The organism is Arenimonas sp. (genome assembly GCF_044353605.1).
GTDB lineage: Bacteria > Pseudomonadota > Gammaproteobacteria > Xanthomonadales > Xanthomonadaceae > Arenimonas.
Map to the genome: position 1 here is coordinate 1 of NZ_JBILBO010000015.1, position 13,412 is coordinate 13,412.

The window sequence follows — 13,412 nt, forward strand, 5'->3', positions numbered from 1 at the left end:
ACGGCCAGTCCAGCTCCCGTCCGCTGCCATCACTCAAAACCGGAACGCGGGCGCCATAACGGCTTTCCAGCAGCGCATCACCGTCGATGAAGTGTGATTCGAAGTCGCGCACACCGGCGGCATGCAGGATTTCCCAGGCGTCATCGCACAGGGCGCAGTCGTCGCGCTGAATTAAAGTGAGCATGTGGTCGGGCTTTTTGGCATCATAGGCACAAGATTTTAGCCCAAGGTGGCACGGCATGGCAGTCAGTACCTTCGATCTGTTCAAAATCGGCATCGGCCCGTCGTCTTCACATACGGTCGGACCGATGCGCGCGGCAGCCCGCTTTGTCGAGCGCTGGCTTGTCGAAGAAGGTCATCTGGCAGCCTGTTCTCGCATCAAGGTCGAGCTATTCGGATCACTGGCCTTGACCGGCAAAGGCCATGGTTCGGACAAGGCGATCCTGCTCGGCCTTGAAGGCCAGTGGCCAAACAGCATCGATCCCGACACCATCGAGCCGATGCTGGTGCGCATCCGCAAGGACAAGAACCTGAGGCTAAGCCCCAAGCACGGCATCGCCTTCGATGAAAAAACCGATCTGGTTTTCAACAAACGCCAGAAGTTGCCGTTCCACAGCAACGGCATGCGCTTTACCGCATTTACGGCCGATGGTGCGCAGCTGGCAACCCGCGAGTACTACTCGGTTGGCGGTGGCTTCGTGGTCAACCAAGATGAAGCGGCGCAGGACCGTATCACGGCCGATACCACCGTTTTGCCCTATCCGTTTAATAGCGGCGATGCGCTGATTGCGCAATGCCGTGAACATGGCCTCACCATTGCCGAATTGATGTGGGCCAATGAGCGCGTCTGGCGCAGCGATGCCCAGATCGGCGAGGAACTGGATACAATCTGGAGCGCGATGCAGCATTGTCTGGAACGCGGCACCCGGATGTCCGGAATTCTTCCCGGTGGTCTGAAGGTGGCAAGGCGGGCACCGAACATGCTTCAGGAATTGCTGGCACGCCCGGAAGCGGCGATGCGCGATCCGCTGACGGTGCTGGACTGGGTCAATCTTTATGCGCTAGCGGTCAACGAAGAAAACGCCGCCGGTGGCCGCGTGGTGACCGCACCGACCAATGGCGCCGCCGGCATCATTCCGGCGGTGCTGCATTATTTTGAGCGTTTCTGCCCGAACGCCAGCCCGAAAGGCATCCGCGATTTTCTGCTGACGGCAGCCGCCATAGGCATCCTGTACAAGGAGAACGCATCCATCTCGGGTGCCGAAGTCGGTTGTCAGGGCGAAGTCGGCGTGGCCTGCTCGATGGCGGCCGGCGGTCTGACTGCCGCGCTGGGTGGCAGTCTCGGCCAGATCGAAAACGCTGCGGAAATCGGCATGGAGCACAACCTTGGTCTGACCTGCGATCCGATCGGGGGCCTGGTTCAAATTCCCTGCATCGAGCGAAATGCCATGGGCGCGGTCAAAGCCATCAATGCGAGCCGGATGGCATTACGCGGCGACGGCAAACACCGGGTCTCGCTCGATAAGGTCATCAAGACCATGCGTGATACCGGCCGTGATATGGCCGAGAAATACAAAGAAACCTCCCGTGGCGGCCTGGCCGTGAATGTGATTGAATGTTGAGGTGATTGGCCTGGGACAACTTCCCAAAGGAGCCGGGCGGTGAGCGTGTTGTGGCAGAGCTTGCAGCGACGGCGCGCGGATGTCCATATGGCGCACGTACTGAAAAAGATCACGGTGGCCGAGCATTGTGAATCGAAGGCAATGATCACCCAGCTGCGCGAACTGGGTGTCGATAAAGTCCAGGGCTACGGCATCCATAAACCGCAACCCATCAACGATTACTTCCAGCAGGCGGACTGAATGCGCTTGATGGCGTTGTACCTGCTTCTGATCCTTGCGGCATTACCGGCCGGCGCGCACACGCGTCTGGTGGTGAATCGGCAGACCCTCGAAAACACGGTCAGCGTCGAAACCGAACTGTTCGGGCCGGTGCAGATTCAGCTGCGCCACCGACGCAGCGGCACATTGCTGGCCGAGCAGATACTGGATGGCCCCGGGGTATTCACCTTGTCAGGGCTTCCGCCCGACAGCCTCTCCGACCTGGAATTACAGGCCGTGCCCGGCCGGCCATCCGCTTCGCGACTCCTTGATTACCGGAAACCGTTCAGTGAGTATGCCGATTGGCGGATCAGCCAGGGTTTCCATGGCCAAGCCAGCCATGACGATACCCTGAACGCCTATGCCGTCGATTTTACATTGCTGATGGGAACTCCGGTCAAAGCCGCGCGCGCTGGCGTGGTGATGGAGATCATCGACAAGCATCCGGACCGCGGCGGCGTCCGGCGCTCCAATCTCGACAATGCCAATATCGTCCGCATCGTGCATGAGGACGGCAGCATGGCGGTATACGGCCACTTGCTGCAGGACAGCGTGACGGTGAAGCCCGGACAATGGCTGCCGGCCGGGGCGGTCATCGCCCAGAGCGGCAACAGCGGCTACTCGCACGGTCCGCACTTGCATTTCGCGGTCCAGATCAATACCGGCATGCAACTGCAGTCGGTGCCGTTCCGCATGCGCGCCGCCGATGGCAGCGTGCTGGTTGAACCCTGAACGCGGCTTCTGACGGGGCCGGAAGCCCGTATGCGCAATGCTATAATTGACCAACGATTTTTCGAACCGACCCCATGACCACCGAACACGCCCTGCAAACGGCCCGGCGCCGCACCTTTGCAATCGTCTCGCACCCCGATGCCGGCAAAACCACGCTGACCGAAAAACTGCTGCTGTTCGGCGGTGCCATCCAGATGGCCGGCTCGGTCAAAGGCCGCAAGGCCGGCCGCCACGCCACCTCGGACTGGATGGCGCTGGAAAAGGAACGCGGTATTTCGGTGACCTCATCGGTCATGCAGTTCCCCTATGAAGATTGCATCGTCAACCTGCTCGATACCCCCGGCCATGCCGACTTCGGTGAAGACACCTATCGCGTGCTGACGGCGGTCGACTCGGCCTTGATGGTGATCGACGTCGCCAAGGGCGTGGAAGAACGGACCATCAAGCTGATGGAAGTCTGCCGACTGCGCGATACGCCGATCATGACCTTCATCAACAAACTCGACCGCGAGGGCCGCTCGCCAATCGAACTGCTCGATGAAGTCGAATCGGTGCTCGGCATCCAGTGTGCGCCGGTGATCTGGCCGATCGGCATGGGCCAGCGTCTGAAAGGCGTGGTCCATCTGCTCAGTGGCGAGGTGCACCTGTTCGAACCCGGGCGCAACTTCACCCGCCAGGATTCCACCATCTTCGCCTCGCTTGATGATCCAGGCCTGCTCGAACGCATCGGCGCGCCGATGCTGGCCGAGCTGCGCGAGGAACTGGAACTGGTGGAAGGCGCCTCGCATCCGTTCGACAAGGCCAAGTACCTGGCCGGACAGCAGACCCCGGTATTCTTCGGCTCGGCCGTCAACAACTTCGGCGTGCAGCTGCTGCTCGACTTCTTCGTCGAACACGCCCCGGCGCCGAAACCGCGCGCCACCACCGTGCGCGAGGTATCGCCGCAGGAAGAAGCCTTCTCCGGCTTTGTATTCAAGATCCAGGCCAACATGGATCCGCAGCACCGCGACCGCGTCGCCTTCCTACGCGTCTGTTCGGGGCGTTTCGATGCCGGTATGAAAGCATTCCACGTGCGCAGCGGAAAGGAAGCCAAACTGGCGAACGCCCTCACCTTCATGGCCTCCGACCGCGAACATGTCGAAACCGCCTATCCGGGCGATGTCATCGGTCTGCATAACCACGGCACCATTTCCATCGGTGATACATTCACCGCCGGCGAGGCGATGAGTTTCACCGGCATCCCCAACTTCGCACCCGAGCTGTTCCGGCGCGCGCGTCTGCGCGATCCGCTCAAACTCAAGCAGCTGCAGAAGGGTCTGGCCCAGCTTTCCGAGGAAGGCGCCACCCAGTTCTTCCGCCCTTTGATGTCGAATGACCTCATTCTCGGCGCGGTCGGCACCCTGCAGTTCGACGTGGTCGCCTACCGCCTGAAGGATGAATATTCGGTGGATGCCAGTTTCGAACCGATTTCAATCAGCACCGCGCGCTGGATCCGCTGCAAGGATGCCCGCAAGCTCGAAGAGTTCCGCGAAAAGGCCGCGCAGAATCTGGCCATCGATGCCGCCGGGCAACTGGTTTACATCGCGCCGAGCCGGGTCAATCTGCAGCTGACCGAAGAGCGCTGGCCGGACATCGAATTCCTCGCTACACGCGAACATGCGCACGCCGTCGGCATCGATTGAGCACATACTCCAATCAAACCGCGCTAGGATGAACGATGCATACTGAACACCATCTGCGCGCCGAGTTCTACAACGCCGTCACCCACGGCCTGGGAGCGTTCCTGAGCGTGGTCGGCGGCATCGTGTTGACCACGCTTGCAGTGCTTTACGGCAACGGCTGGCAGATCACCAGTGCCGTCATCTTCAGTCTGTCGCTGATTGGTTTGTACGGCGCGTCGACGCTGTACCATTCCACCCATGATCCGGTGGCCAAGAAGCGCTACAAAATCCTCGATCACTGCATGATCTACGTGCTGATTGCCGGCAGCTATACGCCGTTCACCCTGATCGCACTGCGCGATGACGGCGGCTGGTGGCTGTTCGGCATCAGCTGGAGCATCGCTTTGGCGGGAATCATCTTCAAACTGTTCTTCACCGGCCGCTTCGAAGTGCTATCGACCCTCATGTATCTGGCCATGGGCTGGATGGTGATGTTCGCGATTGGCCCGATGATGCGCAATGTCGGCACCGCCGAGCTGGTCTGGCTGGGAATCGGCGGCTTGTTCTACAGCTTCGGTACCATTTTCTATCTGATGGACCGCATCAAGCACAACCATGCCATCTGGCATGCCTTCGTATTGGCCGGCAGTGCCAGCCATTTTGCTGCCATCACGCTGTTGGTGGTATGAGCTTTAACCGGCAATATAACGCTGGAGCTGATCGATTTCATGCGCTTGTTCGGCAATCACGGCACGGACGCAATCGCCGATTGAAACCAGACCGATAACCTTGCCATCTTCCAATACCGGTAGATGTCGAATGCGGCGTTCAGTCATGACTGCCATGCAGTGATTGATGCTGTCACTGGAAGTCACCGTGATTACCGGAGAGCTCATGATGTCTGCAACGGCTGTCTTGGCCGAAGACCGCCCCTGCAGGATGACCTTGCGCGCGTAATCCCGTTCGGTGAGGATACCCAGGAGTTGATGATCACGCATAACCAGTACGGAGCCCATGTGATGCGCGGCCATCCGTCCGATGGCCTCCAGAACCGAGGCTTCCGGCGTCAAGGCCTGAACACCTTCGGATTTTTCCAACAGTATGCGTGCAACCGTCATGACACTCCACTCCCGATACCCGACAAACACAGTGTACTGTCGGAACCCGGAAACACCAAATCAGCGGCAACATCCGTCAAGATAGGCGGTACCGCCCAAGCGCTGCATCTGGCGCTGGATGCCGCGGCTGCGGCGCTGCACGTAGGGCCCGGGCTTGGCAACGCTGTATTTCTTCGGATTGGGCAGCACGGCGGCCAGCCTTGCCGCCTGTGCAGGGCCGAGTTTTGCGGCAGATGCCCCGTAATAACGTCGCGCGGCCGCTTCGGCACCGTAAACCCCGTCGCCGAACTCCACCACATTCACGTACACCTCCAGAATGCGGCGTTTCGACCAGAAGGTTTCGATGAGCAATGTGTACCAGGCCTCGAGACCCTTGCGGACATAACTGCGGCCGCTCCAGAGAAACAGATTCTTGGCCAGCTGCTGGCTGATGGTGCTGCCGCCGCGGATTTTCCGGCCGTTTTGATTGCCGCGGTAGGCCTTCTTCATTGCTGCGATGTCGAAACCGTGGTGCTCCGGAAAACGCTGGTCTTCAGCGGCAACAACCGCCAAGGGCAGTTGCCGGGAAATGTCGGAATCATCGCGCCAGCGGTAATCGACACGGAAGCGCCAATCACCGTCCACCCAGGCATCCAGCATCCGGCCGGCCATGAAACTGCTGCCGACGGGATCGACCCATTTCAGCACCAGCACCTGTGCCGATGTCAGCAGCACGAACGCCAATGGCAGCCCGATCAGCAGCCGTTTCAGGCGATTTCTGAATGTACCGCGTCTGGCCAAGCAACAACTCCGGTGATTGCGCGTAAAATGGCAAACAGTTTACCCAAATCCCGACGCCGTGAGGACGCATGCCCATTGAACGCGACAGCCTGACCCGATTCCTGCTCAATCGCGCCCACGTGCGCGGTGCGCTGGTGCGTCTGGGTGAAACCTGGCGTGACATCGCCGAACGCACCGCATACCCGCCGGCCGTGGCCGATCAGCTTGCCCAGTGCACCGCTGCTTCGGCATTGTTCACGGCTTCGCTGAAAATCAAGGGCCGTGTTTCCATCCAGCTGCGCGGCGATGCCAGTGTCCGTCGCCTGTTCGCCGAATGCACCACCGAAGGCACCCTGCGCGCGATTGCGCATTTCGATGCCCCGGTACCTGAATCTCTGCATCCGGCGGATTACGGCGATAAAGCCATGTTGGCCATCACCATCGAAAACGAAGCGGTCAAAGGCCGCGAACCGCAGCGTTATCAGGGCATGGTCGGCCTGCAAGCCGACAGCCTGAGTGAGGCCTTCGAAGGCTATTTCAGACAATCGGAACAACTGCCCACCCGCATTCTGCTTTTCAGCCGTGGCGACGAAGTCGCGGGCATGCTGATTCAACAATTGCCCGAGAAGCATTGCAAGCCGGAAGATTGGCGGCGGGCGCAGATGCTGTTCGATACCCTGCGTCCCGAAGAGCTGTTTGATCTGGCCCCTGAAGATATCCTGTATAGGCTGTTCCATGAGGAATCAGTGCGGGTGCTGGAAACCAAGCCGCTGTGCTTTGCGTGCTCCTGCAACCGCGAACGGGTGGAAAACGCGCTGATCAGTCTTGGCCGGACCGAAATCGAAGAAACCCTGGCCGACACCGGCGACATCACGGTGCACTGCGATTTCTGTGGACAGGCCTACCGCTTCACCGCCGAACAAGGTCTGTCGCTGTTCTGGCCGAAAAGCGCCCCAGCGCCCAACGACCGCCTGCACTGAACGGCTTCGGCAATTCCGGTGAACTTCCTGCCGGTTTTGCCGTCCAAGGCCAAGGAGACTACAATGGCCTTGATGAAGCGCACACCGCTCGCCCTGTTGACCGCCACGCTGTTGTTCGGCACGGCGGCGCTTGGCCAGGAATCGACACGGCAATTGTTGAAACCCAACACCACACCGACCGTGATTCCGGTCTGGAACGTGCACAGCGGCCAGATTGAAGGCCTGCTGGTACTCGAAGACGACCCGCAGAAGAAAAACCGGGCCTGGGTCCGTTCTGCCCGCACAGGCAATCCACTCGGATCGCTTGTGGGCGTGGATGGCATCAATTTTGACAATGGCATGGCCATCTACTGTGCCGGGCAAACCAGCAGCTTCAGCCAGCTCAACCTGCTCGATTCCTGCCAGATCGGCAAGAAATCGGTGCGCTATCCCGCCATCAACAGTCCGGGTCTGGAAACCAAGGCCATGCTGCAGCGCAAGAACAACGGTGCGGATTTAGGCGTGCCCGGACTATCGTCCAGCCAGCGGCGCTTCATGACCACCGAATTCGATTTGCCTGCCACCGGCGGCAAGTCGCTCAATCTGTCGCCGACCAAAACCAATCAAGGCTGGGTGTCGATCAACGGCGAACTGACCCGCGCCAAACTGATTCCGGCATCGCAGTTTCCCAATGGCGTACCGACGGAATGGGACCGCAAGACCTTCGAAATTCCCGAGCGCCAGAAGTCCTTGTCCGGCGAAGTGGTCGGCAATGTGGTGCAGATTCCCGGCCAGGATAATCTGCAATCGATCGGTGCCGGCGTCAGCTGGAAGACGCCTTGGAAAGGTAAAGTCTCGGTGGGTGCCGAAAGCCTGCTCAGCCAGGGCCGCAGCTCTTTGAACATGGACAACACCGCCAGCGCCCCCATTACCGACCAGCGCATCGATGGCGTCCGCCCCTATGTGCGGGTGGAAATCGACCTTTAAGATTGGCACTTCCACGGATGACATGACGGGCGAAAGCCCGTTTTTTTATGGTCGGCATGGCACAAAAAAAACCGCCGGCTTGCGCCGGCGGTCAGATGTTGCAAGGGGTGTAACGTTATTAGAAGTCCTGACGGTACGACATGTACCAGTAGGCGCCGCCCGGCAGATCGTATGCAGCATCGAAGCTGTGGGCGAAGGTGTTGTTGGTGAAGATCGGCGGTTCTTTGCCGAACAGGTTGCGGGCACCGACGGACACGGTGGCATCCCACGGTGCTTTCCAACCCACGTTCAGGTCGTGAACGGCGTAGAAGCCCGAGTTATTCTTGCCGGAACCGTCATAGTCGTTGCAGTACAGGAAGCAACCTTCGTAGATGTTGGACATCGTACGGGTGGTCCAACGCACGTTGTAATCACCTTTGCTCCAGTCGATGGTCGCGACGTTGCGGTATTCGAAGCTCGGCGAGCCGGTGTAGGTACCGACTTCGCTGGAGTTCCAGACACCCGCGGTGCTGTTGAACGACTGGGCGTTTTCAAGCCAGCTGGTGTCCAAAGCGAAGCGGAAGTTACCCCAATCGCCGGCATCCCAACGGTACACGGCACCCAGATCGATACCCGAAGCGCGGTAGCGGGCCAGGTTGGTACGGGCGGTACGGACTTGAGTCACCGAACCGGCAGCATCGCGGACGACGTTGGCACAGAAGACGGCATCCGGAGTGAAGCCACTGGTACCCACGCAACGGGCCATCACGTTACCGGCCGAGAGGGTGGTTTGCAGGTCGAACAGGTCGACTTCCCAGTAGTCCACGGTCAGATCGAGGCCTTCAACCCAGCTCGGGCTGTACACGAAACCGTAGGTCATGGTGTCGCCGTATTCCGGCAACAGGTTGGCGTCACCGCCGACCAGGGTGCGGATCTGCGGATTGGACTGCAGCACACCGAAACCGGCAGTACCGGTCAGACCGGCAGCCGTACAGGCCGCGGCGTTGGCCACGTTGTTCCAGGCGGTGTTGGCCACGTTCGAACGGCAGGGATCGGTCACTTGCGGGAAGCTTTCGCCACCACCGCCGTACAGATCGACCGCCGACGGAGCGCGGAAGCTTTCACCCATCGAGAAACGGAACATCAGGTCGTCGATCGGCTTCCACTTCAGGCCATACATGGCATTGGTCGGGGAACCCGGATCGTTGGTGGTGAAGGTCGGACCCACGAAGCCCTGGGCCGAGTAATCGGATTTACGCACGGCAGCGCGCACTTCCAGTTCTTTGGCCAGGAACACGTCTTTCAACAACGGGGCAGTGATTTCGGCGAAGAATTCAGTCACCGAAGTTTGACCTTTGGTCGGCTCGGAGAAGTTGTCCGAGGAACCGCCACCGGCAACCAGGGCATCCGGTTGGTCGAAGGCCAGGTCTTTACGGGTTTCGAAACCGACGGCGAAGCTCAGCATGCCGGCAGGCAGTTCGAACAGATCACCGCTCAGGTTACCGCTGTAACCGGTGGTGGTGTTGCCCGAAGTACCGACTTGGGTGTAGCTGACGTAGTTGATCATGCGCTGGACTTCGTCCGCAGTCACGGTACGGCCGGGTGCGGCGCCGTTGATCTGGGTACCCAGACCGAGGTTCGGGCCACCGAACACGTTGTACGGAATACAGTTCTGGATGCGGGTAGCGTAGCTGGCACCGCAGTACAGGCTGTCGGAGCTGGCATCATAACCACCGGCGCCCACGGCATTCTTCAGGTTGAACAGGTTCAGGTAGCCGGTGCCTTTCTGATCGTACTGACCGTCATTGCGCATGGCAGTGAGATCCCACGAGAAGTAGCGCTCGCCGATTTCGAAGCTGCCTTCCAGGCCGAGTTGCATCGAGAAGATGTCGTAATCGTAGGTCGGGTTACGCGGACCGACGGCGATGGAGCGGTGGCCCCAGGTACCGATGGTGACGCCGAACGGGTTGAACGGCATGGCGACGTCGATCGGAATGCGCCACTGCGGACCGTTGGCACCGGACCAGGAAGCGGTGACCGGCACTTCGGCCAGCTGCTGGTTCGAGTAGCGCTTGGTGTAGTTGACGCGGGTGTAGGCAGTGATGTTGTCGGTCACTTGGAAGCGGCCGGCGGCAAACAGGTTCAGACGCTGGGCCGGTTGCTGCAGGTAGTTGACCGGCGCGAAGTTGTAGGCGTCGGTGAAACCGCTGTACGGACGGGTATCGGCCAATTGATAACCATCACCCAAATTGGCAGTCGGATTGACGGTACGGCTGCTGCCGGTGTTCACGGTTTGGCTGCTGCCGATGACGAAACGACCCCACGCCGGGAAGCTGGAGCCGAACGGACAGGTGGTGACGCTCGGTCCGTAGATGTTCTGGAAGTACTGGGTACATTCATAGTACGGTTCGGTCGAGATGTAGCGATCACCGGCCATGATTTCTTTTTGCTCGGAGTAGCTGATCGACATCACGCCGGAAGCGCGTTCACCGGCGGCACCGATGGTCAGGTCGGCAGCGCGCTGTGCGCCGTCGCCCTTGGCGGTTTGGCCGTAGGAGATGCCGAACTGGGCGCCTTCGAAGTTTTTGCGGGTGATGATGTTGACCACACCGGCGATGGCGTCCGAACCGTAGATGGCGGAGGCGCCGTCTTTCAGCACGTCGATGCGCTCGATGATGGCGACCGGAATGGTCGACAGATCGACGGTACCGTCAAGGTCAGTGACCCAACGCTTGCCGTCCACCAGAACCAGGGTACGGTCAGCGCCGAGACCACGGAGGGAGATCTGCTGCGAACCATCGGAACCGTTGGTTTGGGTGGTGGTGGTGGACAGACCCGAACCGTCCGAAGACGTGATGCTGTTCAGGATGTCGAACACGTTGGTCAGACCGGATTTTTCGATGTCGGCGCGGGTAATCACGGCGACCGGCTGGGTGGTTTCAGCGTCGACGCGCTTAATACGCGAACCGGTAACTTCCACGCGATCCAAAGTTTTGGCTTCTTCTTTTTCCTGGGCAAAGGCGGTAACCGATGCTGCGGAAGAGGCGGCGCCAACAAACAATGCAAATTTAATTGCATCTGAAAGCTTAGTCACATTAGACATTTTGTCTCTCCAAATTGATAAATGAGCCTTGGTGAGCCTCAAAGGATGGTTTATTTGAGGTTCAGGCACTTTCAACTCTAACGCAATTTTTACAATATGCCAACCCATTCGAATGAAAAAATTATGTTAATCCCGAGGCTCTGAAACTGAACCGATTTAGGGCGCCGTTATTGATTTTTAGTCCAAATATTTCAATATCTTAGAGTGCATATTCGGCATGGCATGCATATTACAAGCAACCCCGTTCAGGAAACTCACGGACTCACGCATGCGCCTGCAATGTTAATTTATCGTTATTTTCCGCAATGTGTCGGAACTGTGTCGCGACCACACCCGTCATTCAGGGAACGGGAACCATTCGCATCGGCTGCACGGCCTGCCAAAAAAAGACCCCGCCGAAGCGGGGTATCGCGGAAAGGGAAAGTGATGGGACTTACACCAAGGCTTCCGCCGTTTTCTCCAATTCGTCGAACAGCGCCCGCGGCGTGCGCTCGCCGAATTCTTCCAGGTAATCGGCGATGGCGCCGATTTCGGTGCGCCAGGCGTGGGTATCCACCGTCAACAGGGTTTCGAGATCCGAATCATTCATGGCCAAACCGTCGCGGTTGATCTCGCCGGCTTCCGGCAGCGTGCCGATGGCGGTGACGCGACCGGATACATTGCCTTCAACGCGCTTTATCATCCATTCCAGCACGCGCATGTTGTCGCCGAAACCCGGCCACAGGAATTTGCCGGCAGCGTTCTTGCGGAACCAGTTCACATGGAAGATTTTCGGCAAGCGCGCACCGGCCATATCGAACGACAGCCAATGTGCGAAGTAATCGCCGAAGTTGTAACCGGCAAACGGTTTCATCGCCATGGAGTCGCGGCGTACCACACCGACTGCGCCGGTTGCGGCGGCCGTGGTTTCCGAGGCCATGCCGGCGCCGACCAACACGCCGTGTTTCCAATCACGCGCTTCGAACACCAAAGGCACCAGCGATTCACGGCGCCCGCCGAACACAATGGCGGACAGCGGTACGCCCTGCGGATCTTCAGCCTTTGCGGTGTAACTCGGGCAGCGTTTGGCGGACACGGTGAAGCGTGAATTCGGATGCGCGGCCGGACCGTTGGCCGGATCGTAGTCGCGTCCCTGCCAGTCTTTCACCGGCACGCCATCCGGCAAGCCTTCCCACCAGGGTTGATTGTCGGCGGTCACCGCGACATTGGTGAAGATGGCACTGTCGTTCAACATCGCCAAGGCGTTCGGATTGGTTTTGGCGCTGGTGCCCGGTGCCACGCCGAAGTAACCGGCTTCGGGATTGATCGCATACAGGCGGCCATCGGCGCCGGGGCGCATCCAGCAGATGTCGTCGCCGACCGTCCAGATTTTCCAGCCAGCGTTGCGGTAGCCTTCCGGCGGAATCAGCATGGCCAGATTGGTTTTGCCGCAGGCGCTGGGAAACGCCGCCGCCATGTAATGGGTTTCGCCCTGCGGATTTTCCACACCCAGAATCAGCATGTGTTCGGCCAGCCAGCCTTCTTTGCGCGCCTGCCAGGACGCAATGCGCAACGCGTGGCATTTTTTACCGAGCAAGGCGTTGCCGCCGTAACCGGAGCCGAAACTCTGGATGCCGAGCTCCTCCGGAAAATGCATGATGAAACGGCGGTCAGGGTTGAGATCGCCGGTGGAATGCACCCCTTTGACGAAGCTGCCTTCGCGCTCGATGCGCGCAAGTGCCGCGGCACCCATGCGCGTCATCAGACGCATGTTGATCACCACATAAGGGCTATCGGTGATTTCCACGCCGCAGCGCGACAGCGGTGAATCGATCGGGCCCATGCAATAAGGAACCACATACAGGGTGCGGCCTTTCATGCAGCCTTTGTACAGCGCATCCATTTTCGCTTTGGCTTGGGCCGGCGACATCCAGTGATTGTTGGGACCGGCGTCGTCACGATTCGTCGTGCAGACAAAGGTCAAATGCTCGACACGGGCGACATCGGACGGACTGGACCGGTGCAGGAAACAGTTCGGGTGACTGCGCGGATTCAGGGCGATGAGATCGCCTGTGGTCAACATCATCTGGACCAGGCGCGCGTTCTCGGCATCGGAGCCGTCGCACCAGTGCACCTGATCGGCTTCGGTCAGGCTTGCATACGTATGTATCCAGGCGTTCAATTCAGGAAGTTGGCTGCTCATCAGTACTCTCGGAAAAGGAAAGGGGAGTGACCGTTTCTGGTTGTGATTGTCG

The 13,412-nt window shown here is 59.4% G+C and carries 12 protein-coding genes; 7 read left to right on the forward strand and 5 right to left on the reverse strand.

Translation table 11 applies throughout. The features are described from left to right. Positions 1 to 184: glutaredoxin family protein (locus ACIQ1A_RS08255; RefSeq protein WP_395770590.1), on the reverse strand; the 184-nt coding region annotated here is incomplete at its 3' end. Between the two features lie 55 nt (positions 185 to 239). On the opposite strand from ACIQ1A_RS08255, the gene ACIQ1A_RS08260 reads away from it, so the two are divergent. The 5 genes from ACIQ1A_RS08260 to ACIQ1A_RS08280 all read left to right on the forward strand — a co-directional run bounded on the left by ACIQ1A_RS08260 (position 240) and on the right by ACIQ1A_RS08280 (position 4,962). Then, positions 240 to 1,622, forward strand: coding sequence for an L-serine ammonia-lyase (locus tag ACIQ1A_RS08260; RefSeq protein ID WP_395770591.1), 1,383 nt, complete (start codon positions 240 to 242; stop codon positions 1,620 to 1,622). Positions 1,623 to 1,661: 39 nt separating this feature from the next. Continuing rightward, the gene (locus tag ACIQ1A_RS08265; RefSeq protein ID WP_395770592.1) at positions 1,662 to 1,862 is read left to right on the forward strand and encodes a hypothetical protein; all 201 of its coding nucleotides are present in this window, start codon (positions 1,662 to 1,664) and stop codon (positions 1,860 to 1,862) included. 9 nt (positions 1,863 to 1,871) lie between these two features. After that, positions 1,872 to 2,612, forward strand: coding sequence for a M23 family metallopeptidase (locus ACIQ1A_RS08270; RefSeq protein ID WP_395770593.1), 741 nt, complete (start codon positions 1,872 to 1,874; stop codon positions 2,610 to 2,612). Between the two features lie 74 nt (positions 2,613 to 2,686). Then, positions 2,687 to 4,294 (forward strand): peptide chain release factor 3, encoded by a 1,608-nt coding sequence (locus ACIQ1A_RS08275; protein ID WP_395770594.1) that lies wholly within the window; start codon positions 2,687 to 2,689, stop codon positions 4,292 to 4,294. A gap of 35 nt (positions 4,295 to 4,329) precedes the next feature. After that, on the forward strand, positions 4,330 to 4,962 hold the full coding sequence (locus ACIQ1A_RS08280; RefSeq protein WP_395770595.1) for a hemolysin III family protein: 633 nt from the start codon (positions 4,330 to 4,332) through the stop codon (positions 4,960 to 4,962). 3 nt (positions 4,963 to 4,965) lie between these two features. Here the strand turns inward: ACIQ1A_RS08280 and ACIQ1A_RS08285 are convergent, their stop codons facing one another. Both ACIQ1A_RS08285 and mtgA read right to left on the reverse strand, forming a co-directional pair. Then, positions 4,966 to 5,391, reverse strand: a complete 426-nt coding sequence (locus tag ACIQ1A_RS08285) for a CBS domain-containing protein (protein ID WP_395770596.1) — start codon at positions 5,389 to 5,391, stop codon at positions 4,966 to 4,968. Positions 5,392 to 5,451: 60 nt separating this feature from the next. Next, a complete protein-coding gene (gene mtgA, locus ACIQ1A_RS08290) occupies positions 5,452 to 6,171 on the reverse strand; it encodes a monofunctional biosynthetic peptidoglycan transglycosylase (RefSeq protein ID WP_395770597.1) in 720 nt (239 codons plus the stop codon). A 68-nt stretch (positions 6,172 to 6,239) separates the two neighbouring features. On the opposite strand from mtgA, the gene ACIQ1A_RS08295 reads away from it, so the two are divergent. Then, on the forward strand, positions 6,240 to 7,130 hold the full coding sequence (locus ACIQ1A_RS08295; RefSeq protein ID WP_395770598.1) for an Hsp33 family molecular chaperone HslO: 891 nt from the start codon (positions 6,240 to 6,242) through the stop codon (positions 7,128 to 7,130). Between the two features lie 63 nt (positions 7,131 to 7,193). Continuing rightward, positions 7,194 to 8,096, forward strand: coding sequence for a hypothetical protein (locus ACIQ1A_RS08300; protein WP_395770599.1), 903 nt, complete (start codon positions 7,194 to 7,196; stop codon positions 8,094 to 8,096). 118 nt (positions 8,097 to 8,214) lie between these two features. On the opposite strand, the gene ACIQ1A_RS08305 is transcribed toward ACIQ1A_RS08300, so the two are convergent. After that, positions 8,215 to 11,178, reverse strand: a complete 2,964-nt coding sequence (locus ACIQ1A_RS08305) for a TonB-dependent receptor domain-containing protein (RefSeq protein ID WP_395770600.1) — start codon at positions 11,176 to 11,178, stop codon at positions 8,215 to 8,217. 433 nt (positions 11,179 to 11,611) lie between these two features. Further along, on the reverse strand, positions 11,612 to 13,360 hold the full coding sequence (locus tag ACIQ1A_RS08310) for a phosphoenolpyruvate carboxykinase (GTP) (protein ID WP_395770601.1): 1,749 nt from the start codon (positions 13,358 to 13,360) through the stop codon (positions 11,612 to 11,614). Positions 13,361 to 13,412 lie beyond the last annotated feature (52 nt).